A 25,852-nucleotide genomic window follows, 5' to 3' on the forward strand; every position below is an offset into this window, starting at 1 on the left:
TTTTTTGCTTCAGCCTCATTTTATTTTACGAACATTATTTTAAAAAGTAAGCACGAAAGCAGAGTCTAACTACTTTTTTCCTCGCTCCCTTTATTAAAGCTTAAAACCTGAGTGTTCTTTACTCTATTTATAAATATTGACCTAAAATCTGTTGTAATTGTTCCTTGGAATGATAACCAACGATTGAATCTACCACTTGACCGTCTTTCTTGACCAAGAGCGTTGGAATACTCATGATTCCAAACTTTTGGGCGGTTGCTGGATTTTCATCCACATCCATTTTATTAAATGTAACTTGTTCACCCATATCGTTAGATAACTGTTCTACCACTGGTGACTGCATGCGACAAGGACCACACCAAGTTGCCCAAAAGTCTGTTAATGTTACACCACTACCGGTATCTTCTTCAAATGTTTTATCTGTTGTTACTGCTACTGCCATCGTTGCTACCTCCTCTTTACATTCATTAGTCTATCAAAAACTTGTAAAAAGACAAACTATTTTGCTTACTAATTGTTACTTAACTTAAATAAACGATTGTGGCGCCATCGCCACCCGCATTGGGAGCCGCATACTCAAATGATGCTACACGTGGATTACTCTGCAAGTACTCATGTGTCCCCTTACGTAAGGCTCCGGTTCCCTTACCGTGAATAATTGTAACAGGTGATAAATTATTTAAAATCGCATGATCAATGAACCGGTCAATCTCACCCATCGCCTGTTCATATCGATGTCCACGCAAATCCAAACGTGCGGTAGCTGGTGTAGTTTGCGTAGTTCGCACCACCCGCCGTTTGGGTTCTTCATCTCGTTTGCTTGCTAGCTGTTCTTTACCAACTTTTTCCAGATCACGTTCATTCACCTGCATTTTCAAAATTCCTAGTTGAACTTCCCAGTCATTTTGACCACGCTTTTGCACTAATTCGCCATACTGACCATATGATTTTACCAATACAGCGTCGCCAATGGCAAAATTGTGTTTACGTTTTTCTCGTTGTAGCACCTTATTTTTCTTCAATCTTGAATCTTCAACATGCAGCGCGTTGAGGGCCCCTTTAGCATCAATTAGCTGATTTTCTTCAACTTGCACCCCCTGTTGCTCCAATTTTCGCAGCTGGTGCACAATTTTATCAGCTTCTTGTCTGGCCTGTGCAACGGCATGATTAGCCTGCTCACGCGCTTGTTGCATTAACTTATCTTTTTGTTGTTCATATTGTTCCAATTTGGTAGTTAATTCATCATGCAATGTCTGTGCATCAGCAACATCATGATCCAACTGAATAGTTCGATCATGGGCCAATTTACGCTGTGCTACCAAATCACCGATCATATCATTCAAGTCCTGGCTATCATTGCTAGTTAACGATTTTGCCTCTGCAACAATTTGCTCGGCTAGTCCCAATCTGCTGGCAATTTCCAAAGCATTCGAGCGGCCCGGAATTCCCATCAATAGTCTATAAGTCGGTTGTAATGTAGCTGCATCAAATTCCATACTGGCATTGGTAGTTTTGGGTCGATTGTAACCATACACTTTTAACTCTGGATAGTGAGTGGTCGCAACTACAAAACTGCCCTTCGCACCAATTGCATCTAGAATTGCCATTGCTAAGGCGGCCCCTTCCTTCGGGTCCGTCCCTGCACCAACTTCATCTAATAGAACTAAGCTACGAGAATCAATCTGATTCAATATCGAGATAGTATTATCCATATGTGCTGAGAACGTACTTAAACTTTGCTCCAGCGACTGTTCATCCCCAATATCCGCGAAAATTTCCGAGAAAACACCAATCGTACTTTCCTCATTAGCAGGAATGTAAAGACCAGCCTGCCCCATAAGCTGAATTAGCCCCAGCGTTTTCAACGTGATAGTTTTTCCACCCGTGTTAGGTCCTGTGATGACAATTGCCTGATAATCTTCACCAATTGAAATGTCATTAGCAACAGCTCGGTTAATATCTAATAGTGGATGACGTGCTTGCCGTAAATTGACATGATTTTCAGCGCTCAAAATCGGCAACGTAGCGTGACTTGCATGCGCCAGTTGAGCTTTTGCATTAATGAAATCAAGTTTGCCCAAAATAGTTTCATTATGCGCGATTTCTGCTCGATATGGTGCAATCAACGCCGATAATTCAGCCAGCACCCGAGCTTCTTCTTGCCGTTCCTCAATTTGGGCCTGCCGCAACCGATTATTCATTTCCATCACGGCTTGTGGTTCAATAAATAATGTCTGCCCAGTTTGACTCTGATCGTGGACCACCCCACCGAATTTACTTCTATAATTAGCTTGCACTGGAATAACGTATCGCTCATTACGCATTGTAATGATTGCATCACTAAGATATTTGGCATTCTTACCACGGGTATATGCTTCCATCTGCTGGCGAATTTGAGCTTCCGTACGGCTAATTCTTTGCCGCACTTCATGTAGTGCCGAAGAGGCTTCATCAGTGATATGACCATCGTTTTCAATTGATGTTACTAACCGTTTTGTGACGTCTGGAATAGTTACCACTTCAGCAACATACTTAGTAATTGTTGCTAGCGGTACCGCTTGTTGCTCTAATTTATCGAAAAAAAGTTTGATACTGCCTGACGCGCGCAAAACTCGGCCAATTGCGGCTAATTCCGTTGCACTAAGAGTTGCCTCAATTTTCAATCGCTTGAGTTGTGGACTAATATCAGCTAACTTGGGGATGGGAATAACCCCTACCAACCGCAAGATATTGGCGCCATCGCTCGTTTCCAATAACAATTGATTAACCTGGTCAATCTTAACCACTGGAGTTAACGTCTGTAATTCTTTTTTACCTGCTGCCGTCACCAGGTACGGTTTCATCTGATCTTTAACCTGGTCGAAAGCTAGCGTTGTTAAAATTTTTTCATTCATATCAATATTATTTCCTTTACTTTACTGTCCCGTTAACCAATAAACCACCTGTTGTGACAACACAGGGGTACTATTAATGATCCAGGTGGCCAGCCCTGAAGTCGACATTTGCGTTTGCCACCAGTCACTTGGCCAAACTTGAAAAATGGTTAACAAAAAAAAGATTGTCACATAAGTCAGCAAAACATTCATCACGCCACCTAACAATGCATTGACCTGATGAATCACTGGTAACTTTGTGATTAAGTTAAAACGACGAATTACCCAGCGACAGATAAGCCGCACAATGATAAAAATGATGATAAACGCAATGCCGTTATATAAAAATTGGTTGCCATTATCAGCAGTCAATGCACTGCCGCCCGTCTGAGATGTGGTTTTCACAATGGGAAACAATGCTGCTAACTTTGTCCCAACGATCGTTGAACTAGCTTTAGCAATTAAAATTGCAACCACATAGCTCACCAAGCCGAACAACATTCTGAGCAGTCCACGATGACGCCCAAAACTAAAGCTAATAATTAGAATAACGATAATGCCAACAGTTAAAATCATTGATTACTCACTTTCACTATCTTTAATTTGATCGATTTCTTGTTGCTTGCTAATTTGGTCTGCCACCGCATTAAATGCAACCAGATTGGATCGTTGTAATGAATTTAATTCTGGTGCTTCTTTTTTTAAATGCTCAAACTGCTCATTCACTAACTGTTGCGCCGCCAGAATCTGTTCTTTTGAACCAGGCCCCATAATTGTATACTCTTGCCCATCAATATTAATTTTAAATCGTTTATTACCGCTCATATGTGAGCCTCCTCATTAAATTAACTAAGATTATTCTAGCATGAACATTTTTTAATTACTAACCTCTGGGTATGCTAAACTTAATTTATTAATCAATCAAAGGATGTTTGTTATGCAAGAAGTTTTAAATTGCTCCACCATACAATTAAAAAAAATGCAAACCAGTTACGCTTCTTTTCAGATAGCTGCTCCCCCGGGTGCGGTTTTTCGTGCCAAAAAAAACGGCACCACTATTACCGCCTATCGTTCTGGCAAAGTAATGTTTCAGGGTAGCGACACCACCACTGAATCTAATCGGTGGCACGCAGAAACTACCACAACCAACCAGAAAAAAGTTCCTAAGGGCCTCCCAGCTAATTTTGCCAGCTGGTCTGTGCTAGGATCAGATGAAGTCGGCACTGGCAGCTACTTTGGACCACTAACGGTCGCTGCAGTTTACATTGCTGCCGCCAATTTAGATCGTGTCCGCCAACTAGGAATTCAGGATTCCAAAAAATTAACCGATCCAGAAATTATTCGCATGGCAAAACAATTGTTAACTTTTTTGCCATATCACGTTGTTAATCTGATGCCAGTAAAATATAACGAACTAATGAAGCAATATAACCAAGGTCAACTAAAGGCATTATGCCATAATTTAGCATTACAAACAGTCTTGCAAAAAATTAGTCCAACCAAACCAGATGGAATTTTAATCGACCAATTCGTTGCTCCAGCAACCTATTATCGTTATTTAAAAAACCAGCCCAATATTGTTTCGGAAAATGTTTACTTTCAAATTAAAGGTGAACAAGCACATTTAGCAGTCGCTGCAGCCTCAATCATTGCCAGATACGTTTCCCTGCTTGCCATGGATCGCCTAACTGAGAAAGCTAAATTGACACTGCCAATTGGTGCTGGCAATGCAGTGGATCAAATTGCTGCGAAGCTACTACATGAAGGATACTCGCTGACAGACTTTGCTAAAGTTCACTTTGCTAACACAAAAAAAGCAACTGAGATTGCCAAACGATACCACTAATTTAGTGTGATATAAAAGGATCTGAACATTCGTTCAAATCCTTTTTTATAACTATTCTTTTAAGCGTTAAAGTTACCATCATCATCTAAAAATGTGTTCAACACTTCTTCAACCATGTCCCACTCAGCATCATCTTCAATAGGCTCTAATTCACCTTCTGATACATTATCACTGCCTTCTTGAACTGGTTGATAGCCATACGCTTGAATATCAACCTCATCATCATTTTCGGCGCTTGCTGGGTATAACAGGATATATGATTTGCCATAGTCATCAGAGTCAAATGTAAATAAGACTTTATACAATTCCTCATTACCATCATCATCAATTAATGTAATTAAATCATCATTTTCGTTGTTTGCCTGTTCGCTCATTGCTTTTCCTCACAATTCTTGGGTTAATTTACCATGACCATCTAAATAATTTTGCAAAATTAAACTAGCAGCCAATTTATCAATCACTTGTTTTTGTTTTTTGCGGGATGTGTCAGCTTCTTCAATCAACATTCGTGAAGCCTCAACCGTAGTTAACCGCTCATCTTGATAATCAATCGGTAGACCAAAAGTATTTTGTAATAATTGCCCATAGTTTTTGGCGGCATCAACTCGCGGGCCAGAACTATTATTCATGTTTTTCGGCAGACCGACTACAAAGCCAGCAATTTCATGTTGCTTAACCAGTACTTTAATCCGCTCGATGCCAAACTGTTCTTGTTCTTCGTTAATTTTAACAATTTCCAATCCTTGAGCAGTCCAACCCAGCGGATCACTAATGGCAACCCCGACTGTTTTTGAGCCTACGTCTAATCCCATTAATCGCATTATGATTCCTCGTTAGACTTCAAATATGAGCGTACTAATTCTTCAATAATCTCATCTCGTTCGTGTTTACGGATCAGATTACGGGCATCGTTGAGTCGTGGAATATACGCAGGATCACCTGACAGTAAATAGCCCACAATTTGATTAATTGGATTATAACCTTTTTCTTCAAGTGCTTGGTAAACTGTACTTAACGTATCTTTAACATCTTTTTGATCCTTATCTCCAAAATCAAAAAACATAGTTTTATCTGTTGCCAATTAGTACACCTCCATCAACTCTTATTCCCCTTAATTCTACTAAACCAGCAGACAAAGTACAATCATCAAGAATTGATGTAACCGATTCGTAACACTGCTGTAATCAGTTATGCGATTTAGGCATTCAAAAACTCAGCAGCCTGTTTCAAGGCGGTCTCAATTCCAGCCGGCTTTTTGCCACCTGCCTGAGCTAGATTAGGACGACCGCCACCACCGCCACCTATTGCTGGTGCAATTGCTTTGATAATATCACCGGCTTTGATTCCCGCCTTGACCTTAGATTCACTCACAGCTACCAACATGTTTACTTTGTCATCGTTGGCAGTTGCTAACACTAAAACATCAGAAAGCTGTTTAGCACGCCATGAATCCGCTAGTTGCCGCATTTGGTCCATTCCTGCCACTTGTACTTGCTGAGCAATCAAACTACCTTGACTCGTCTTTTGAACGTTGCTAAAGACATCCTGTGCCTGTTGAGCGGCAATCTTAGCTTGCAGGCTTTCATTTTGACGCTGCATTTGCTTTAACTCGTCTTGTAAGCTTTCTACTTTATGAGGCACCTCTTTAACCTGTGGTGCCTTCAAAACTGCGGCAGTTTGATTTAATAGGTTTTCTCGTGCGTGCAATAATTCGTACGCATTGCTAGCTGTAACGGCTTCAATTCGTCTGACACCGGCACCAACACCGCCCTCGGACACGATTTTAAATAGGCCAATTTCGTTAGTATTAGAAACGTGATCGCCACCACAAAATTCAGTATTAAAATCGCCAATTTTAACCACACGCACGACATCCCCATATTTTTCACTAAATAACGCAATTGCTCCCATATCTTTAGCTGATTCCAAATCAGTTTCAACCGTTTTAAGTGGAATTTCACGCCAAATTTGTTCATTGACCATTTGTTCCACACGGTCCAAATCTGCTTGAGTCACTGAGCCAAAATGGTTAAAATCAAAACGCAAGTAGTGTTGTTCAACTAATGAACCAGCTTGTTGTGTGTGACCGCCTAACACATTGCGTAACGCTTGGTCCAGCAAATGAGTTGCAGTATGATTTTTTTCAATTTTTAAATGACGACTGCGGTCAACAACAAGTTGATACCGAGCACCTTTTTTCAACGATTTACTCAGCTGAATGGAATGTAAATTCTGGCCATTTGGCGCGTGTTGCACATCGGTCACAGTACCCACAGTTTCACCATGATTATTTATAACTAAGCCGGTGTCAGCTACCTGACCTCCCATTTCAGCATAAAATGGTGTTTGCTCAAAAATCACTTCTACAGGTATATCACTAACTTTAGCCTCGTCGACAATGGCTCCTTTTTGAGCAATGCCAATCACCTTTGCATCTGCCACAGTTAAGGTTTCGTAGCCAACATAGTTGCTGTTTTCCTTAAATTCAGTCCACAAGTCGTTTTGAACACCCATTGATTTATCATTACTGCGGGCATTCCGCGCTCTATTTTGTTGTTGTTGCATTTCATCTTTGAAGCCAGCCTCATCGATGGTGAGGCCTTCATCATTGGCATATTCACGGGTTAATTCTACCGGAAATCCGTACGTATCATAAAGCTTAAAGGCGGTTTTACCAGACATTTGCGTTTCCTGTTGTTGTCTAGTTTCCTGCATTGCCTGATTCAACAATGCCAACCCATCATTCAAAGTCGCATTAAATCGTTGTTCTTCAGATTGAATCACAGCAGCAATATAATCTGCATTCTTGCTTACTTCTGGATAATATGATTGCATGATCTGGCCTACGGTTGTCACCATTTTAAATAAAAACGGTTCATTAATTCCTAATTTTTTGCCATTGACTACCGCCCGGCGTATTAAACGCCGAATAACGTAGCCACGACCAACATTCGATGGTAACGCTCCATCACCAATTGCAAATGTAATTGCCCGGATATGATCTGCAATCACCTTAAAGGCCACATCGTCGACAACATTATCACCATATTGTTTTTCATCACTTAATGTTTCAGTCTGCTTAATCAAAGGCAAAAATAAATCCGTCTCAAAATTAGTTTGCGCCTGCTGAAAAATTGAAACAACCCGTTCTAGACCCATTCCAGTATCAATGTTTTTATGTGGCAATGGTTCATACGTATCTTCTGGCGTGTGGTTGTATTGTGAAAAAACAATATTCCAAATTTCCAAATAGCGTTCATTTTCACCACCTGGATAACTTTCGGGATCATCTGCCGCTAAATTATTCATTTCCTGACCACGATCGTAAAAAATCTCAGAATCCGGTCCGGAAGGGCCCTGGCCAATATCCCAAAAATTATCTTCATCCTCAATAATGTGGTCTGGCGCAATCCCAATTTTTTCCCAAAGGGCCCGCGTTTCTTTATCTTTTGGGTAAACTGTAATGTATAGCCGGTCCTCATCAAAGCCAAACCACTGATCGTCAGTCAACAATTCCCAAGCCCACGGAATGACTTCTTTTTTAAAGTAATCGCCTACTGAAAAATTACCCAACATTTCGAATAATGTGTGATGTCGTGCAGTTTTACCAACATTTTCAATGTCATTAGTCCGAATACTTTTTTGTGAACTGGTCAATCGCGGATTTTCTGGTACAACTGAGCCATCAAAATACTTTTTCATGGTGGCCACACCCGAGTTAATCCATAGTAATGTCGGGTCATCAACTGGTACTAATGGCGCGCTGGGTTCTACTTTATGTCCATGTTCCTTAAAAAATTCCAAGAACATTTGCCGAACTTCACTACTTGATAATTGTTTCAAAGGTTTCATTATTTTACCCTTCACTTTCTTTTTTAGATAATAAAATCCACCATTGCCAGCCAAGACGCCCAAACAGACGCGGTACCACTTTGCTTGCAACGATGGATAATCGTTTACCACTTAAACTCGATAATGCTGAGTCGCACTGTAATTAATGGGTAGCGAATAGCAATTTTAATCGTTCCTTGCACCAAGCGAAACGTCTCTAAAATTAACAACTACTAATCATATCCCGAACATTGATATTATAGTTGACTAGCAACATAAAATCAACGATTACTATTCTTTTTATTGCGTCGTGCTTTACGAATATCATGTCGAATTTCCAGCTTATGTTTTTGCCGTTCCTGTTCTGAAATTGCAGACTTGATTTTCTTTTTATAACCCGGTTTAACTTTTTTCTTGGTTTTTTTGACGAAGCCTTGCATTGTAGGATCTAATTTTTCATGCTTAGCCTGCCGCTTTTCACGACGGCGACGATCGTATGTCTCAACAATTTCATTATTTTTGAACTCTTTAGGCTTAAATGAAATTCCCATTTGCTCTAACTCAGTCACTTTTTGATCGTCACCAGGTTCATACAACGTTACGGCTGTTCCAGGCATGTTATTGCGGCCAGTTCGGCCTACCCGATGAATAAAGTATTCCAGGTCATTAGGAATACCATCATTGATCACCATCGAAATTCCTTCGATATCAATTCCACGGGCTGCCAAATCTGTTGCAACAACAAATTGGTAGTCTAAATTATGAACTTGACGCATCACGCGTTTTCGTTCTCGCGGAGCAATACCACCGTGGATCATAGCCACTTTTAAACCCTTGGTTTGTAAATAATGGTGAATTTCTTCGACTCGTTCTTTAGTATTAGCAAAAACCAACACTAAATATGGTTCCCCAATCGTCAACAGTCGATAAATTAATTCATTTTTGCTCTTACTTTTAGTTGATAATAACCAATTGTCAATTGTTGGGCTAATTACAGAAGTAACAGGAATTCGTTCAACTACCGGATTAGCCATATATTTACGCAAAAAAGGACGTAACTTATCAGGGATCGTAGCTGAAAAGACCATCATTTGTAAATTTTCTGGTAATGCCCCCGCAATTTGATCAACTTGTGCTAAAAAGCCCATGTCTAACGTCATGTCAGCTTCGTCAACCACAAACTGGTGGGCCTGATGAATATCGAGTACTGAATCACCAATCAGATCAGCAATTCTACCTGGCGTACCAATCACAATTTGTGGTTGATGTTTCTTGAGTTGTTCAATTTGCCGTTGTTTGTCAGTGCCGCCAACATAGTTGTGAATGCGAATGGGGGCTGGGGCAAATGAAGCAATTTGTTTTGCAGCTTCATAAATTTGGTAGGCTAATTCGCGACTGGGGGTCGTGATGACCACCTGTACTTGGTCTTTAGTTGCATCAATTGTATTAAATATCGGCAACAAAAATGCGTGGGTCTTACCGCTACCAGTCTGGGACTGTCCCACAATGCTGCGGCCAGCCTCAATTACTGGAATGACCTTGGCTTGAACTGGGGTTGGTGTTTCAAATCCCAGGTTTTTAATTGCGGTCTGTAAAAATGGTTGCAACTGAAACGCTGCAAATGATTCCGCCATGCTTATTCTCCTTTAGCTGTGTCGATCGTTAACTGATCCAATTGCGCAATAATTTCTTTAATCTCTTGTTCATCCTTTGCTTTAGCACCACTTGCTAGTGGGTGGCCGCCGCCATCATGCAACTTTGCAATTTCGTTAATTGCTGCACCCTTAGAACGCATCCGAACCCGATAAGTATCATCATCTTGTTGAACAAAAATGACCCATGAAACCACTGATTTTAGCCGCCCTGGAATCGAAACAATTCCGGCTGTTCCTGCATCTCCAAGATTAAACGACCTTAAAATTTCATTGGTTAGCACTAAATAAGCAGCACCATGGTCCAACACGGTCAGGTGTTCGTAGACATATGCTGACAACCGAGCAACTGGCAGCGTTATTTCATTTTCGTGTTGCCCAATTGCAGCGCCATCAGCACCCGCTTCCATTAAATGAGCGGCAACCTGCATCGTATGTGGTGTCGTGGCTGGATATAAAAACCGACCTGTATCGCCAATAATTCCAGCTAACAAGGCATGGGCAGCAACTTGAGATAACTCAAGTTGGTCCTTAAATTGAGCATAAAAGTCATAAATTAACTCTGATGAACTTGACGCCATCGTACTAACCCACATAATGTCACCAAACGGTTCGTCATTCGGGTGATGATCAATTTTAATTAACTGATCCCCCTGGTCAAAGCGACGGTCGTCTATTCGCGGAGCATTTGCTGTATCTGTCACAATTACCAATGCATCGTTAAACGCATCGTTATCAACCTCATCCATTTTACCAATCCAATTGAAGCCATCAATCTGCTTGCCGACCACCATAATTTCTTTATATGGAAAAGATGCTTTTAAGATTTCTGCCAGGCCAATCTGCGAACCGATTGCATCAGGATCTGGCCGTTGATGGCGGTGGATCACAATTTTCTGATATTTTTTGATTTGTGTCAAAATTTGACTTTGCAAGTCCATTATTTTATTTTCTCCTCTGCTTGAAATAGCTACTATCAGCTATCAATAATTGACCGTTCTTCAGTATACAGGTTATCACAACTAGTTTCAAAGCACAGATTTAGTGGAAGAGCGGTAACGTGATATTTTCGAACATCAATGGTGCCAAATTTGTCATTGTAATGCCAAGCAATCTAATCTTCTGCCCATCGGCCTGCAGCTCTTCTCTCACTTGGTTAGCAACAAAATAAATCGCTTCTTCAGAGTTTTCAACAAACTCAGTTTGCGTTGCTCGTTTGGTAATGGTTGTAAAATCTTGATACCGGACTTTAAGCACCACCGTTTTGCCATGCCTTTGTTGCTGCTTTAGTGCGTCAGCAACCAAACCAGCTAACATTTTTAACTGCGCTGTAATTTCAGCATCTGAAATCAACAATTGATTATATGTCCGTTCCTTACCAATTGACTTACGGTCCCGGCGATACTCGACCGGACGATCATCGATGCCGCGCACCCGGCGATATAAAATATATCCTAATTTGCCAAAATGCTGCATCAATTTACTTTCACTCAGATCAAACAATTCTTGTCCGGACACAATCCCTAAATCATGCATTTTTGGAACTGTTTTTTTGCCGACTCCCCGAAATTTTTCAATCGGTAACTTCATCAAAAAACTATGCACGTCACCAGGTTGAATAATTGTTACTCCAACCGGCTTACGATAATCTGATGCTAATTTGGCCAAAAATTTATTATAGGAGATTCCCGTTGAACAAGTTAAATGAGTTTTTGTAAAGATTTCGGACTGTAACTGATGAGCTAGCTGAACAGCGCTGGCAATATTGAGCTTATTTTCTGTTACATCTAAGTAAGCTTCATCAAACGCAATTGGTTCAATCTTGTCAGTATATTCATGAAAAATGGCGTGGATTTGAGCTGAAACTTGTCGATATAAAGTAAAATCAGGTGTTTTAAATACTGCTTTGGGTGCCAGTTCTAATGCTTTTTGCGCCGCCATGGCTGAATGAATACCAGCTTTTCGAGCAATATAGTTGGCCGTGGCAACGACGCCGTGCCCCCCAGTTTTACGCGGATCTTTCGCAATAACAAATGCTTGATTGCGCCATTGCGGGTGATCACGCATCTCAATTGAAGCGTAAAATGCATCCATGTCGATATGAATGATCTTGCGAGTGGCATCAATCTGTAATGGTTGTTGCATAAATTCATCCATTTGCTGTTCTCACTTTCACCAATAATATCAAAAAAAACTGCGACATCATGTGCCACAGCTTAATTACCCAATTATTTATGAATGTCTTATTTTGACGTTGAATCGCTAGCAGGTGCTTCGCTGGCAGGTTCAGCAGCGGCCGATTTTTCAGCTGCTGTTGGAGTTTCACTAACATCACTTGTTGCCGCACTTGATTCTTCTGTTTCAGCTGAATCTGGTTGTAGTGCGGTTACTGCAGGTTCTGTTTGGGCTGCAGCCGGCGTAACACTAGCAACTGCACTAAGATCAAAAGTTAACAAAATTCCTTCACAATCCAAGACAACTGTCCGATTAGTAGTATTAACTTCATTAATGACACCGTGTAAGCGACCAATCGTAATTACCTGATCACCCTTCTTTAACTGGCTCACCATATCCTGATGACTTTTTCGTTGCTTTTGTTGTGGTCGAATCATCATAAAATACATCAATGCGATCATGACAACAATAATTAAAATTCCAGACATCCCTTGCATCTAATTAACACCCTTTCAAAAATCATTATAGACTATACTTTAGCAGAAATTACATTAAATTACCAACAATCTTAAAAATTACGTGCATTTAATTCATTAAAACCATATTTTTCAAACACCATTTCACGAAATTCTAACACTTGATCATCAGCAATTGCTTGGCGTAAATCTTGCATCAGGTGGATTAGAAAATATAAATTATGGTAGCTAGTTAACCGAATTCCAAACGTTTCATTTACATGAATCAAATGACGGATATACGCACGACTGTAATTGCAACAAACATAGCAATCACATTCATCATCCAATGGACCAAAATCACGAGCATATTGAGCATTTTTGATCACGAGCCGCCCATGTGACGTCATGCAGGTACCATTCCGAGCAATCCTAGTCGGGAGGACACAATCAAACATATCAATACCACGCATCACACCGTCAATTAGCGAATCGGCAGTACCGACCCCCATTAAATAGCGCGGTTTATTTTCTGGTAACAATGGTGTGGTAAATTCAAGGACACGATTCATTTCTTCCTTGGACTCACCGACTGATAATCCGCCAACAGAATAGCCTGGAAAATCCATGCTGACTAGATCACGAGCGCTTTGTTGCCGTAAGCTTTTAAATCCAGCCCCTTGAACAATGCCAAACAACCCTTGCCAAGCTGGATTCTGATGTGCTTCAAGTCCCCGTTGCGCCCAACGGCTTGTTCGTTCAACTGATTTTTTAATATAATCATAGGTTTCAAAATATGGTGGGCATTCATCAAAGCTCATCATAATATCTGGTCCTAGAGCGTTTTCAACCTGAATCGCTTTTTCTGGCGACAAAAACATTTTACTGCCACTCACTGGGTCTCGGAAAGTCACCCCTTCTTCTTTAATATCACGATGCTTCGCTAATGAAAAAACCTGGAACCCCCCAGAATCAGTTAAAATTCCTTTATCCCAGTTCATAAATTTGTGCAGCCCACCTGCTTGTTCAATTAGATCTTCCCCCGGTTGTAACCATAGATGGTAAGTATTGGCTAAAATTACGCCAGCTCCCATTTCATCGAGTTCATCAGGTGAAATGCTTTTAACAGTTGCCTGCGTACCGACTGGCATAAACATCGGAGTTGGAAAAGTTCCATGTGGCGTGATCAGTTCTCCTAGGCGTGCCCCAGTGTGCTTGTCCTTTTTAATTAGCCGGTATTTGATTGCTGGTTCCATATTTTCCTCCGTTACTTGATAAACATTGCATCGCCAAAACTGAAGAAACGATACTTTTCAGCGATGGCGTGTTGATAGGCCGTTAAAATTTTGTCACGACCAGTAAAAGCAGCCACTAGCATAACAAGTGTTGATTTTGGCAAATGAAAATTGGTAATAAATGCATCAACCACTTTCCACTCATAGCCAGGCTTAATAAAAATGTCAGTCCATCCAGAATCGGCTTTGATTGCACCATTAAATTTACTCCCAATTGTTTCTAGTGTTCTGATGGAAGTTGTACCGGTTGCAATAATGCGGCCACCTTTTTGCCGTACTTCATTCAGTGTTTGGGCAGATTGTTCATCTAACCGATAAAACTCGCTATGCATTTTGTGATCTTCGATTTTTTCTTCATCAACGGGGCGAAATGTACCCAACCCGACATGCAAGGTTAAATAGACTAGTTTGATACCCTTATCTTGTACCTTTTGGAGCAAACCCTTGGTCCAATGTAAACCCGCCGTTGGTGCGGCAGCAGAACCGTTTTCCTTCGCATATACCGTTTGGTAGCGCTCCGGGTCGTCTAATTTTTCCTTGATATATGGTGGTAATGGCGTTTCACCTAATTTTTCTAATACTTCCATAAAAATTCCATCATAGTGAAATTCGATCATCCGCCCGCCATGCTCCAATTCTTCTTTGATAGTGGCAGTTAATTCCCCATCGCCAAATGTAATCTGGGTCCCGGTTTTTAACTTTTTGGCAGGCTTAACTAGTGTTTCCCAGGTATTACCTTCAGTATTATTTAACAATAATACCTCAACATGACCACCTGTTTCTGACTTCACACCATACAAACGGGCAGGTAAAACCCGCGAATTATTCATCACCACTGCATCGCCAGGGTTGAGTTGATCTAAAATATCATAAAAATGTTTGTCCTTCATTTCACCGGTTTGATGGTCTAACACCAAAAGTCTTGAAGCGTCGCGCTCCTTGATTGGTGTTTGGGCAATTAATTCGTGGGGTAAATCATAATCAAAATCGTTAACAGTTAATTCACTCATTATTTTTCTCCCTTTTCCTTTGGTACTTCAATCCCTAAATGTTGATAGGCGGCAGGGGTAACTACACGCCCACGTGGAGTCCGATTGATAAACCCAATTTGTAACAAGTATGGTTCATACATTTCTGCCACAGTTTCCGCTTCTTCTCCAATATTAGCAGCCAGCGTGTTTAAGCCAACCGGTCCACCACGATAAAATTTAATCATTGTTTTTAATAATTTGATATCAATTTCATCCAGCCCTTGATTATCGACCCGCAACAAATTGAGTGCTGATACCACCACAGCCTGATCAATTGAATCTCGGCCGTCCACTTGTGCAAAATCACGTACTCGTTTTAACAAGCGGTTGGCAATTCTGGGTGTACCACGCGAACGTAGCGCCAACTCATGCGCCCCAGCTTCTTCGATTCTCGTTTGAAAAATAGAAGCAGTCCGAAACACAATCTGCTCTAATTCATCCACCTTGTAATAATCCATGTGCTCGACAATTCCAAATCGATCACGCAACGGTGCTGATAACAAGCCAGCACGAGTAGTTGCCCCGATCAATGTAAACGGTGGTAATGGAAAATGAACCGGATGAGCAGTTGGCCCTTGCCCCACCACAATATCAACGAAAAAATCCTCCATCGCTGAATAAAGCATCTCTTCGACAATTTTTGGTAATCGATGAATTTCATCAATGAACAGCACATCCCCGGGCTCTAATTCATTTAAGAGTGCTACCAGATCGCCAGGCTTTTCGATTGCAGGCCCGCTGGTTGTGCGAATATTAACTTGCATTTCATTAGCAATCACCATCGCCAGGGTCGTTTTCCCTAGTCCTGGTGGCCCGTACAAAAGCACGTGGTCTAATGACTCGCTTCTTGCTTTAGCAGCCTGAATATAAACTGTCAATTCATGCTTAATATTAGTCTGACCAATATATTCGTTTAAATGTTGTGGGCGGAGTGAGGTTTCGATTGCCCGCTCTTGGCCGTCCACATTCTCACCTGATAATAAATGCTGATCATCATCCACTACAATCCGCTCCTTTCGCTATTCAGTCAGTAAACTTAAGCCTTGACTCAGATACCCGTCAGTTGATGTTGTTGGTAATTTGCGTAGTTGTTTAGCAATCCGTTCAACTTCTTTAGCACGGTAGCCTAATGCTTCTAGAGCAGCCAATGCATCTGCTAACTGACTCGAATCTGTACCATTAGCGACTGCATTCACTGTAACGTCACTAGCTTGATCCAATTGAGTAATTTTATCCTTCAGGTCCAACACAATTTGCGAGGCAGTTTTTTTACCAACACCTGGAAACTTGGTCAAATAGGCTGAATCATTATTGGCAATGGCGTTGATCAACCCACTGTGATCTTCATTAGCTAAAATTGCCAACGCACTTTTAGGACCAATTCCCGAGACGTTAATTAGTTTTTCAAATAGTTGCTTTTCGGCTTGATCGATAAATCCATACAATGCCATTTCATTGTCCCGAACAGCCTGATAGACAAAAATGCGCACTGGTTTTTCATTATTTTCTTGATATCGATATGGATTAGCCGTTAGTAACTTATAGCCAACTCCTGCTACATCTAACACCACAAAACTCGGTGTCACCATTGTGACATGACCCTCAAAATATTCAAACAAAATTAATCCCTACTTTTCTTCAATTTGCTTGTTAGATTGTACCACATATGTATCGCTTAAACCGTGCTGCCTTTTTGGTCAACCCGTTTAAGCCTATTTTGGTGCTATTAAAATTCGTGATCATCAAACTCACCCGCAAAAGCACTATGCGAATCTTGAATTCGTTTAAACATCTTTTCAAGATCGGTATCCGCAAAATGTACCAATACTGGGCGACCATGTGGACAATTAAACGGATTTTCACACTCTGGTAGCTTCTTCAATAGTGCATCCGCTTGTTGCGCGTTTAAGTAATGATTTGCTTTAATCGCACGTTTGCAACTCATCATAATCGCTGTTTTTTCCAGAAATTGAGCTATGCTGAGCTGACCATCATTAATCGTCCAATCAATCATTTCGCGAATGGTAGATTCTTCTTGGCCTTCCTTGAACCACGTTGGGTGCGAACGAAAAATAAAACTATTTTGCCCAAATGGTTCCGGATTAATGCCCACCTGCTGTAACACATCTAAATGCTCATTGATTTTCATCGCATCAGTTGTGGGATAATCGAGTACCAGTGGCACCAATAAATTTTGTTGATCAGTGCTAACTTCTCCAATCGCTTGCCGGTAATACTCGTAGTTGATTCGTTCTTGAGCTGCATGTTGATCGAGAATATATAGGCCATCTTCAGCCTGTGCCAACAAAAATGTTCCATGAAATTGACCTAGATATTGTAGTGTTGGAAAACGTTCCTGCGATTTATCAGATTCACCTAACTCTAACTCAACACTGCTAGGCTTTGTTACCAGTGATGCATCGTCGCTATTTTTTTCCCCGAACGGACTAGCCGCTTGTTCTTGCTGATATTTTTGATCAAAGCTTTGCATTTGGGGCGTCACTAATTCACTTTGTTTTTCAATTACAATCGGTGTAATTGCCATAACGGGCTTAATTTCGCTTTTATTTTTCCGCTCATTATTTTTTTCGTTGCTATTCTCAGTGACTGGATACTGCTGCGAAACTTCATTTAGATTGCGCTGTAATTGACCATAATCAATCGATTCATTGCCAAACTGATCTAACGCATCTGGGATCAAGTTTTCCTGCGCGATTCGCTGGCGAATAGTGGTTGCAATTAATTGGCCTAGCTGCTCTTCCTTACTAATTCTAACTTCGCGTTTAGCTGGATGAACATTGACATCCACCAACACAGGATCTAATTCAATATCAAGTACACTAATTGGGTAACGTCCAACCATTAACTTAGAGCCATAACCTTGAATCAGTGCTTTCGTCAGCTGAAAGTTACGAATATAACGATGATTAATCATAATCGAAATATATTGACGCGATGACCTGGTGGCTTCAGGTAGCGATGTATAGCCAGAGATCATAAAATCTGCATCCTCACCGTCAAATTTAACCATTTTGCGAGCATTACTAATCCCATAAATAGCCGCTATTACTTGTTGCAAATTACCGTTACCAGGTGTGCGTAATATTTCATGATCATTATGCATAAAACTGATGGCAACTGATGGATTAGCCAATGCTAACCGGTCGACAATATCTGTAATTTGAGTCAATTCAGTCTGAGGCGACTTAAGATACTTCAACCGTGCTGGTGTGTTGAAAAACAAATCTGTAACGGTAATATCTGTGCCTCGTCGTGCTTGTGCCGGTTGGTTGGATTGTACTACACCACCGCGAATTTGAAATTTAGTACCAGTCTCATCGCCGGTCGAAGTGCATAGAACTACATCAGCTACAGATGCAATACTAGGCAAAGCTTCACCACGAAACCCTAACGATTTCACCTTAAACAAATCTTCTCGTGATGCAATTTTGCTCGTCGCATGTCGTTTGAAAGCAATCGGCACATCATCTGGTAAAATTCCAGCACCATCATCGATGATCCTAATGCTATCTAATCCAGATTGTGACACGATAATATCGATTTGTTTGCTGTTAGCATCCAAAGAGTTTTCAACCAATTCTTTCACAATTGATGCGGGGCGTTCAATCACCTCACCAGCTGCAATTTGATCTGCTAACACTTCATTTAATTCGTGAATTTTACTCATGATTGTCCTCCGGATTGGATCTTTTTCTGCCACTCATACAATTGGTTCATAACATCCATCGGGGTCATTGCCATTAGATTCAACTGCTTTAATTGATCAATGATTTGCTCATATTTAGGATCCAATTGAACTGTGTTAAACAAAGCTAACTGCTGATCCTCTTTAGTCATATGATGCTCTATTTCAGACGTCTGCTCTGTATAGTTACCAGCAGGCAGTTGGACGTCTTTTTGTTCAAGTTGGCCTAAAATTTTATCTGCTCGTTTTAACAAAGATTCCGGCATTCCAGCTAACTTAGCAACATGGATCCCATAGGATTGATCTGCTGGACCCGCCTCGACCTTGTGTAAAAACACTAATTCACCATTTTTTTCAACCGCGCCAACATGCACGTTGACTAATTGCGGCAGTGATTGGTCAAGAGCCGTCAACTCATGATAATGCGTGGAAAACAACGTCTTGGCATGAATTTTGTTGTGGACAAACTCAATAATTGACTGTGCTAAGGCCATGCCATCAAATGTTGCTGTCCCACGTCCAATTTCATCAAACAAAATCAAACTGTTGGCACTGGCATGACTCAAAGCATTATTTGCTTCCTGCATTTCAACCATAAAGGTACTCTGCCCTGAAATTAAATCATCAGCCGCACCAATTCGTGTGAAAATCTGATCAAAAATCGGTAATTGAGCTTTCTTAGCTGGAACAAAACAACCCATCTGCGCCATTACAACCGTCAAGGCTAGCTGACGCATATACGTACTCTTACCTGACATGTTAGGCCCAGTAATCAATAAAATCGTGGTTTCGTCATCCATCACGACATCATTTGGAACGTATGTTTGATGCCCCATAAATTTTTCAACCACGGGATGTCGCCCATCAATAATGTGTAAATCATGCCCCTCAGTAAATTCCGGCCGTATGAAATGATATGTCTCGCTCACCACAGCAAAGCTCTGTAAAACATCAAGCTGTGCTACAGCTTTTGCCAACCGCTGTAACCGCTCAATTGATGCTTTGACAACTTCTCGCACATTGGTAAACAATTCATATTCTAATGCTGTGGACTTTTCTTGTGCCTCTAAAATTAAGGCTTCTTTTTCTTTTAATTCAGGGGTTGAAAAACGCTCTGCATTTGTCAGTGTCTGCTTTCTTTCGTATCGATCCTGCGGCAATTTAGGTAAGTTAACTTTGGTAACTTCAATATAGTAACCAAAAACATGATTAAAACCGATCTTTAAATTATTGATTCCAGTTGCTTTTCGTTCTTGTGCTTCTAGCTGTGCAATCCACTGCTTGCCGTTTTTCATCGCATCACGATATGAATCAAGTTGTTGATCATAGCCATCCTTAATAACATCGCCATCAGTAACAGACATTGGTGGTTCGTCATTAATGGAGCGTTCAATTAAACTTGTAACGTCCTCAATTGGATCAAGTCGTTCCTGCAATTCATCAAATGCAGGAGCCGCTAGGGATTCTAACAGATATTTGATCTTTGGAATTTGCTCTAGCGACGTCCGCAACTGAATTAGATCTCGACCGTTAACATTGCCATAAGCAACGCGTCCGGCCAGCCGCTCTAAATCATAAACCTGAGTAAGTTCATCTTGAAGGTTGCTTCGTTCAAAATAATGGCTCAACAACTCTTGTACTTTATCCTGGCGTGCACTAATGGCCCCTTTATCCAGTAATGGTCGATCGAGCCATTGTTTAAGCAACCGACTGCCCATGGCTGTTTTAGTTTCATCAAGTAACCAAACGAGGGTTCCCTGCCGTTTGCCACTCCGAATATTGATATTTAATTCTAGATTATGCTTAGAATAGTGATCCATCTTGAGAAAATAGGACGGCTCATACGCCACTGCCCGTTGTAAATGGCTCAATGAGCGTTTTTGTGTGGTCATCAAATAAGAAATCAAAACTGAAACTGACTGTTTTTGTAATGATTCATCCAAATCTTGTGTCAGATAACTCTGCTCCGCGGAGGTTACAATCTCTTTTTGATGTGAGATTAAAATTGAACGTTGCTCAAATTGCTGCATTAAACTGTCATAAATTGAATCGTCAACCACTACCTCTTTAGTCCGTAAATTAATCATTTCATTAAGCAACGTATCAGCCGTCTTTAAAAAACTTGTTTTTAATTCACCAGTTGATAAATCAACGTAAGCAAACCCAAATTCCTGATTTTCGTTGGCAATAACTGCCGTTAAATAATTGTTATCGCGAGCTTGATCACCAGCTAAATCCATTTGAGTTCCTGGAGTAACTAACCTAGTAACAGCCCGTTTGACCATTCCCTGTGCCAACTTAGGATCTTCCATTTGCTCACAAATGGCAACTTTATAACCTTTATCAATTAAAATATCAATATAGTTTTCAACTGCATGATGTGGCACACCACACATTGGAATTGGGTTAGCAGCACTCTTGTTACGAGTTGTTAAAGTTAATTCAAGGATTTGTGCCCCTTTAATCGCATCATCATTGAATAATTCGTAAAAATCACCCAAGCGATAGAATAAAAAGGCATCTTGATATTGGTCTTTAATTAATTGATATTGTTGCATCATTGGCGTTTCTTTAGACTTTTGTGGCACCTGGTTTCACCTCGTATCAATGGAATTCATAGCAATAATTCTACCACGTTTCGTTGCTCAATAGCATTTAAACCGGTAACTTATTTGTAGTTTTCGATTTAAACAAACAAGGATCGGTTCCAAAGCATGTTTGCTTGGTCCCAATCCTTATTTGGCATAATCAACCGAGCGAACTTCACGAATCACCGTCACTTTTATGTGACCAGGATACTCGAGCTCATCTTCGATTTCATTTTTAATGTCATGTGATAACGTTGCAGCTTGTAAATCTGAAATCATTTTAGGCTTTACAATCACGCGAACTTCACGTCCAGCCTGAATTGCAAAACTGTGGTCAACGCCATGATGCTTGTTGGCAATGGCCTCCAATTGTTTCAACCGTTGAATGTAATTTTCCAACGATTCGCTCCGCGCTCCTGGTCGGGCACCAGAAATCGCATCTGCGGTTGCAACCAATACTGAAATAATATATTCAGGTGCTACATCACCGTGATGGGATGCAATTGCATTGATAACAACTGGATTTTCTTTATACTTCGTTGTTAATTCCACACCTAATTCAACGTGGGATCCTTCAACTTCATGATCAACTGCCTTACCGATATCGTGTAATAATCCTGCGCGCTTAGCTAATGTAACATCTTCGCCAAGTTCAGCAGCCAAAATGCCTGCAATCTTAGCGACCTCAATTGAGTGGTTCAATACGTTTTGACCATAACTAGTACGATACTTCATTCGACCAATAATCTTAATTAAGTCTGGATGAATTGAATGGATTCCCAAATCAAAAACAGTTTGCTCGCCAACTTCACGGAGTTGCTGATCCATATCTTTTTGAGCTTTAATCACTGCTTCTTCAATTCGAGCTGGATGAATTCGACCATCTTGAATCAGCTTCTCTAATGCCATTCTGGCGATTTCGCGCCTGATTGGATCAAATCCACTTAACACAACCGCTTCCGGTGTGTCATCGATAATCAAATCAATACCAGTGAGTGTCTCCAAAGTCCTAATGTTACGACCTTCACGTCCAATAATTCGGCCCTTCATATCGTCATTAGGCAACGTAACTACTGAAACTGTCGTCTCTGACACCATGTCAGCAGCGCTGCGTTGAATTGCTGATACAATCAGGTCTTTCGCCTTTTTGTCAGCAGTTGCAGCAGCTTCTTGTTCACTATCACGAATTAATACTTCGCGCTCGTGACCAAGTTGTTCTTTGGTTTCCGTCAAAATTTCTTCTTTCGCATCATCACGTGACATTTCAGCCACATGTTGTAGTTCAGTCTCACGTTGTTCAATTAATTTTGTTACTTGTTGTTGATCTGTTTGAATTTGCTCTTCTTGCTCGTCAAGCTTATGCTCGCGCTCGCCAAGAGCATTTTCGCGGTTTTCAATAGAATTATCTTTACGATCAAGAGTTGTTTCACGTTGCAGCAACCGGTCCTCTTGTTTTTGAACCTCTGCCCGACGATTTTTTAATTCATCTTCAACGTTTTCCCGATACTGATGGCTTTCTTCTTTAGCCTCTAAAATGGCTTCTTTTTTAGCCGTTTCAGCCTCTTTTTTCGCATTTGCAATAATTCCTTCAGCACTATTGTGAGCTTGGTCCAATTGCCGTTCAAAGCTCATCTTACGAACAAAATAACCCACAATAATCCCGACAACAATAGCGATCACGGCGAGAATCATGCTTAAAGCATTCATTTTTTCACCTCCGCATCAACTATTAAATTGTTTGCTGTTCAAATAATCTTTAAAAATTTAATGTGTTAATTGATTATTTACACTTGGTTAATTCTAATATTGCAGTGACCGCATGTCAACTAATTGTGACTTTTTAATATGCTTACTGACTACAGCAGCAGCACTTAGAACGCTAAAATATTTTTTACTAAAAAAAGCTATGACCATTAGTTCAGCCATAACTTGCTATTATTTTGTCATATTTATTTTTTGGGGTCGTCTAAATCCAATTCTTCAGGATTATCAGGGGCAACTTTTCCTGTCCCCTCGCCTTCCATGCCATATGCAACGCGGACCTTTTGCATTAACTCATCCATTACATCTGGATGATCAGCGAAATATTGTTTGGCATTTTCTCGACCTTGACCAATTCGCTCGTCGCCATAGGAATACCACGAACCACTCTTATCAACCAAATCTTTCTCAACTGCCATATCAACTAACTCACCGGTCTTGGAAATTCCATGGCCGTACATGATATCAACTTCAGCACGACGAAATGGTGGCGCAACCTTATTCTTGACCACTTTAATTTTGGTACGGTTACCCATCACTTCCGTGCCATTTTTAATCTGTTCAGCTCGCCTAATTTCTAACCGAATAGTGGCGTAAAATTTGAGAGCTCGGCCACCAGGGGTTGTTTCTGGATTACCAAACATCACGCCGACTTTTTCACGAATTTGGTTGATGAAAATCGCAATAGTTTTTGTTTTGTTAATTGAGCCGGATAATTTTCGTAATGCCTGTGACATTAACCGAGCTTGCAGACCAACGTGAGCATCACCCATTTCGCCTTCAATTTCAGCCCGTGGTACTAATGCAGCTACAGAATCAACCACCACAATATCAACTGCACCACTAGAAATTAAGGCATCAGCAATTTCCAAGCCTTCTTCGCCAGTATCTGGTTGCGATAATAGTAGATCATCAACACTTACTCCCAGAGCATTAGCATATTTAGGGTCCAAAGCGTTTTCAGCATCAATATATGCTGCAGTGCCACCTTGTCGTTGCACCTCTGCCACCGCATGCAATGCAACGGTTGTTTTCCCAGAACTTTCAGGCCCGTACATTTCAACAATCCTACCACGTGGATAGCCACCAACACCGAGTGCCTCATCTAGTGCCAAAGAACCACTAGAAACAGTTGCAATTTTTGTATCGGCTTGGTCCCCCATTCGCATAATTGAACCCTTACCAAAGTTTTTTTCAATTCTTCTTAATGCAGCATCAAGCGCTGCTTTTCGTTCGTCAGCCAAGTTAGTTCCTCCTTAAAAATCGAACATCATTCTTAGTAATCATATCAGTTCAGCACAAAAAATCAAGCAAAATCGAACAAAAGTTCGTATTTTAATTAATCTGGCTTAAAATCAACTGTAAACCAGATAAAACACTCTTCTCCCGAATTGCCTGCCGATCATCTGACTCAGGATATTGTTCTAGCTTAGTTTGAATGTGACCAATACCTGTATCTAAACCAATCCAAACAGTTCCTGCCGGCTGTCCTTCTAGCGAATCAGGACCAGCAACCCCTGTAAACGAAATACCAATATCTGCATTTAAAAGATGGCGTGCCTGACTCGCCATCGCAGCAGCGGTTTGCTCACTAACGACACCGTTTTCATCAATAACTTTGGCCTCAATTTGCAACAAGTTTTTCTTTGCCTGACTAGCATAGGTCACAAAACCGCCACTAAAAACATTTGATGCCCCTGCAACGCTGCAAATTGTGCTTTGAAACAATCCACCAGTTAAGCTTTCTGCTGCAGTAATCGTTAACTTATGCTCCTTTAATTTTGTAACAACCTCTTGCACTAGGCTGTTGTTACTACCCACACCATAACAAAATTCCCCAACTCGAGCCATAATTTGCTGTTGCGTATCATCCAGTAATTGTTTGCTCTGATCTAGATTAGCTGCAGTGACCGTTAACCGGATCAAAATCTCGTGAGCCTTTGCATAAGACGCAATTGATGGATTAGCATTTTCTACCACTAAATCATCTAGCTGATGCATCAGTACAGACTCAGAAATACCATAAAAACGGAGCACCCGTGAAACAAGCTGTCGCTGGGCTGGATAAACGTTGCTCAGCAATGGGAGTAAATGATTTTGCATCATCGTTTCCATTTCACTCGGCGGCCCGGGCAAAATTGCTACATCTGCCCCGGTTTCATTGTTATAAAAATCGCCCAACGCTAAGCCAGCATCGTTTGGTAATATTGTCGCACCGCTGATATATTGTGCCTGCTTGGTATTTTCAGGTGCCATTGGTCGCTGTTGATTGGCAAAATGATTCTTAATTTCACTAAATTGATGCTCGTCAACCTGCAACTTGGCATGTAAAAATTCAGCAACAGAAGCCAGTGTCATATCATCTGCTGTCGGGCCAAGACCACCACAAATGATAATTAAATCGCAACGCGCTGCCGCCTGTTCAAGCGCCATGATAATTCGTTTCTTATTGTCGCCGACAACCGTTTGAAAGTGTGATTCAATGCCAAGTTGTGCCAATCTTTCAGCAATATATCTTGCGTTTGTATTATCGATTCTACCCAGCAGTAGTTCAGTCCCAACAGTAATTATTTCTCCTTGCATTGTGGTCCTCCTTCTAATTAATAACATACGTCAATTATAACCAATTTCAATTAAAT

At 40.9% G+C, this 25,852-nt stretch carries 22 protein-coding genes; 1 reads left to right on the plus strand and 21 read right to left on the minus strand.

Annotated elements, in window-relative coordinates; genetic code table 11:
• Positions 1-127: 127 nt before the first annotated feature.
• The 4 genes from trxA to WDC_RS05895 form a co-directional block, all read right to left on the minus strand.
• Positions 128-442 (minus strand): thioredoxin, encoded by a 315-nt coding sequence (gene trxA, locus WDC_RS05880; RefSeq protein WP_044010947.1) that lies wholly within the window; start codon positions 440-442, stop codon positions 128-130.
• 79 nt (positions 443-521) lie between these two features.
• Positions 522-2,894, minus strand: a complete 2,373-nt coding sequence (locus WDC_RS05885; protein WP_044010948.1) for an endonuclease MutS2 — start codon at positions 2,892-2,894, stop codon at positions 522-524.
• Between the two features lie 21 nt (positions 2,895-2,915).
• A complete protein-coding gene (locus WDC_RS05890) occupies positions 2,916-3,449 on the minus strand; it encodes a CvpA family protein (RefSeq protein ID WP_044010949.1) in 534 nt (177 codons plus the stop codon).
• A 3-nt stretch (positions 3,450-3,452) separates the two neighbouring features.
• Positions 3,453-3,698, minus strand: coding sequence for a cell division protein ZapA (locus WDC_RS05895; protein ID WP_044010950.1), 246 nt, complete (start codon positions 3,696-3,698; stop codon positions 3,453-3,455).
• A 112-nt stretch (positions 3,699-3,810) separates the two neighbouring features.
• Between WDC_RS05895 and rnhC the strand changes: the two genes are divergently transcribed.
• Positions 3,811-4,719: a ribonuclease HIII gene (gene rnhC, locus WDC_RS05900; RefSeq protein WP_044010951.1), complete on the plus strand. Its 909-nt coding sequence runs from the start codon at positions 3,811-3,813 to the stop codon at positions 4,717-4,719.
• Positions 4,720-4,778: 59 nt separating this feature from the next.
• Here rnhC and WDC_RS05905 read toward each other — a convergent pair whose 3' ends face one another.
• From WDC_RS05905 to WDC_RS05985, 17 genes are all read right to left on the minus strand, one after another.
• Positions 4,779-5,093 carry a DUF1292 domain-containing protein gene (locus WDC_RS05905; RefSeq protein WP_044010952.1) on the minus strand — a complete coding sequence of 105 codons (315 nt, stop codon included), beginning with the start codon at positions 5,091-5,093 and terminating at the stop codon, positions 4,779-4,781.
• A gap of 9 nt (positions 5,094-5,102) precedes the next feature.
• Positions 5,103-5,540 carry a Holliday junction resolvase RuvX gene (gene ruvX, locus WDC_RS05910; RefSeq protein ID WP_044010953.1) on the minus strand — a complete coding sequence of 146 codons (438 nt, stop codon included), beginning with the start codon at positions 5,538-5,540 and terminating at the stop codon, positions 5,103-5,105.
• Positions 5,540-5,800 carry an IreB family regulatory phosphoprotein gene (locus tag WDC_RS05915; RefSeq protein ID WP_082040942.1) on the minus strand — a complete coding sequence of 87 codons (261 nt, stop codon included), beginning with the start codon at positions 5,798-5,800 and terminating at the stop codon, positions 5,540-5,542. The genes ruvX and WDC_RS05915 overlap by 1 nt, the downstream gene beginning before the upstream one ends.
• 116 nt (positions 5,801-5,916) lie before the next feature.
• Positions 5,917-8,571 carry an alanine--tRNA ligase gene (alaS, locus tag WDC_RS05920; protein ID WP_044010954.1) on the minus strand — a complete coding sequence of 885 codons (2,655 nt, stop codon included), beginning with the start codon at positions 8,569-8,571 and terminating at the stop codon, positions 5,917-5,919.
• A gap of 260 nt (positions 8,572-8,831) precedes the next feature.
• Positions 8,832-10,184: a DEAD/DEAH box helicase gene (locus WDC_RS05925; RefSeq protein ID WP_044010955.1), complete on the minus strand. Its 1,353-nt coding sequence runs from the start codon at positions 10,182-10,184 to the stop codon at positions 8,832-8,834.
• A gap of 2 nt (positions 10,185-10,186) precedes the next feature.
• On the minus strand, positions 10,187-11,143 hold the full coding sequence (locus WDC_RS05930; protein WP_156127009.1) for a DHH family phosphoesterase: 957 nt from the start codon (positions 11,141-11,143) through the stop codon (positions 10,187-10,189).
• 100 nt (positions 11,144-11,243) lie between these two features.
• Positions 11,244-12,359: a DNA polymerase IV gene (gene dinB, locus WDC_RS05935; protein ID WP_044010957.1), complete on the minus strand. Its 1,116-nt coding sequence runs from the start codon at positions 12,357-12,359 to the stop codon at positions 11,244-11,246.
• Between the two features lie 86 nt (positions 12,360-12,445).
• Positions 12,446-12,874: a preprotein translocase subunit YajC gene (gene yajC, locus WDC_RS05940; RefSeq protein WP_044010958.1), complete on the minus strand. Its 429-nt coding sequence runs from the start codon at positions 12,872-12,874 to the stop codon at positions 12,446-12,448.
• A 71-nt stretch (positions 12,875-12,945) separates the two neighbouring features.
• Complete coding sequence (tgt, locus tag WDC_RS05945) at positions 12,946-14,088, minus strand: tRNA guanosine(34) transglycosylase Tgt (RefSeq protein ID WP_044010959.1); 1,143 nt, start codon at positions 14,086-14,088, stop codon at positions 12,946-12,948.
• Between the two features lie 11 nt (positions 14,089-14,099).
• Positions 14,100-15,137 (minus strand): tRNA preQ1(34) S-adenosylmethionine ribosyltransferase-isomerase QueA, encoded by a 1,038-nt coding sequence (queA, locus tag WDC_RS05950; protein ID WP_044010960.1) that lies wholly within the window; start codon positions 15,135-15,137, stop codon positions 14,100-14,102.
• Positions 15,137-16,159 (minus strand): Holliday junction branch migration DNA helicase RuvB, encoded by a 1,023-nt coding sequence (gene ruvB / locus WDC_RS05955; RefSeq protein ID WP_044010961.1) that lies wholly within the window; start codon positions 16,157-16,159, stop codon positions 15,137-15,139. Before ruvB ends, queA begins: the two co-directional genes overlap by 1 nt.
• A gap of 18 nt (positions 16,160-16,177) precedes the next feature.
• Entirely contained in the window at positions 16,178-16,777 is a 600-nt protein-coding gene (gene ruvA, locus WDC_RS05960; RefSeq protein WP_044010962.1) for a Holliday junction branch migration protein RuvA, read from the minus strand.
• A gap of 107 nt (positions 16,778-16,884) precedes the next feature.
• Positions 16,885-18,846, minus strand: a complete 1,962-nt coding sequence (gene mutL / locus WDC_RS05965; RefSeq protein WP_044010963.1) for a DNA mismatch repair endonuclease MutL — start codon at positions 18,844-18,846, stop codon at positions 16,885-16,887.
• Positions 18,843-21,425 (minus strand): DNA mismatch repair protein MutS, encoded by a 2,583-nt coding sequence (mutS, locus tag WDC_RS05970; RefSeq protein ID WP_044010968.1) that lies wholly within the window; start codon positions 21,423-21,425, stop codon positions 18,843-18,845. Before mutS ends, mutL begins: the two co-directional genes overlap by 4 nt.
• Positions 21,426-21,599: 174 nt before the next feature.
• Entirely contained in the window at positions 21,600-23,159 is a 1,560-nt protein-coding gene (rny, locus tag WDC_RS05975) for a ribonuclease Y (protein WP_044010964.1), read from the minus strand.
• 242 nt (positions 23,160-23,401) lie between these two features.
• On the minus strand, positions 23,402-24,457 hold the full coding sequence (recA, locus tag WDC_RS05980; RefSeq protein WP_044010965.1) for a recombinase RecA: 1,056 nt from the start codon (positions 24,455-24,457) through the stop codon (positions 23,402-23,404).
• A gap of 91 nt (positions 24,458-24,548) precedes the next feature.
• Positions 24,549-25,796: a competence/damage-inducible protein A gene (locus tag WDC_RS05985; protein ID WP_044010966.1), complete on the minus strand. Its 1,248-nt coding sequence runs from the start codon at positions 25,794-25,796 to the stop codon at positions 24,549-24,551.
• Between the last annotated feature and the right edge of the window lie 56 nt (positions 25,797-25,852).

Source organism: Paucilactobacillus wasatchensis, assembly GCF_000876205.1.
Lineage (GTDB): Bacteria > Bacillota > Bacilli > Lactobacillales > Lactobacillaceae > Paucilactobacillus > Paucilactobacillus wasatchensis.

Bases quoted from the DNA above. Each gene is read 5' to 3' on its own strand.
- yajC (WP_044010958.1), bottom strand. From the start codon at position 12,874: ATGCAAGGGATGTCTGGAATTTTAATTATTGTTGTCATGATCGCATTG.
- WDC_RS05905 (WP_044010952.1), bottom strand. From the start codon at position 5,093: ATGAGCGAACAGGCAAACAACGAAAATGATGATTTAATTACATTAATT.
- mutL (WP_044010963.1), bottom strand. From the start codon at position 18,846: ATGAGTAAAATTCACGAATTAAATGAAGTGTTAGCAGATCAAATTGCA.
- rnhC (WP_044010951.1), top strand. From the start codon at position 3,811: ATGCAAGAAGTTTTAAATTGCTCCACCATACAATTAAAAAAAATGCAA.
- WDC_RS05925 (WP_044010955.1), bottom strand. From the start codon at position 10,184: ATGGCGGAATCATTTGCAGCGTTTCAGTTGCAACCATTTTTACAGACC.
- WDC_RS05985 (WP_044010966.1), bottom strand. From the start codon at position 25,796: ATGCAAGGAGAAATAATTACTGTTGGGACTGAACTACTGCTGGGTAGA.
- mutS (WP_044010968.1), bottom strand. From the start codon at position 21,425: ATGATGCAACAATATCAATTAATTAAAGACCAATATCAAGATGCCTTT.
- WDC_RS05885 (WP_044010948.1), bottom strand. From the start codon at position 2,894: ATGAATGAAAAAATTTTAACAACGCTAGCTTTCGACCAGGTTAAAGAT.
- trxA (WP_044010947.1), bottom strand. From the start codon at position 442: ATGGCAGTAGCAGTAACAACAGATAAAACATTTGAAGAAGATACCGGT.
- dinB (WP_044010957.1), bottom strand. From the start codon at position 12,359: ATGGATGAATTTATGCAACAACCATTACAGATTGATGCCACTCGCAAG.
- WDC_RS05890 (WP_044010949.1), bottom strand. From the start codon at position 3,449: ATGATTTTAACTGTTGGCATTATCGTTATTCTAATTATTAGCTTTAGT.
- ruvX (WP_044010953.1), bottom strand. From the start codon at position 5,540: ATGCGATTAATGGGATTAGACGTAGGCTCAAAAACAGTCGGGGTTGCC.
- queA (WP_044010960.1), bottom strand. From the start codon at position 15,137: ATGAGTGAATTAACTGTTAACGATTTTGATTATGATTTACCCCACGAA.
- WDC_RS05895 (WP_044010950.1), bottom strand. From the start codon at position 3,698: ATGAGCGGTAATAAACGATTTAAAATTAATATTGATGGGCAAGAGTAT.
- WDC_RS05930 (WP_156127009.1), bottom strand. From the start codon at position 11,143: ATGGACTTGCAAAGTCAAATTTTGACACAAATCAAAAAATATCAGAAA.
- alaS (WP_044010954.1), bottom strand. From the start codon at position 8,571: ATGAAACCTTTGAAACAATTATCAAGTAGTGAAGTTCGGCAAATGTTC.
- tgt (WP_044010959.1), bottom strand. From the start codon at position 14,088: ATGGAACCAGCAATCAAATACCGGCTAATTAAAAAGGACAAGCACACT.
- rny (WP_044010964.1), bottom strand. From the start codon at position 23,159: ATGAATGCTTTAAGCATGATTCTCGCCGTGATCGCTATTGTTGTCGGG.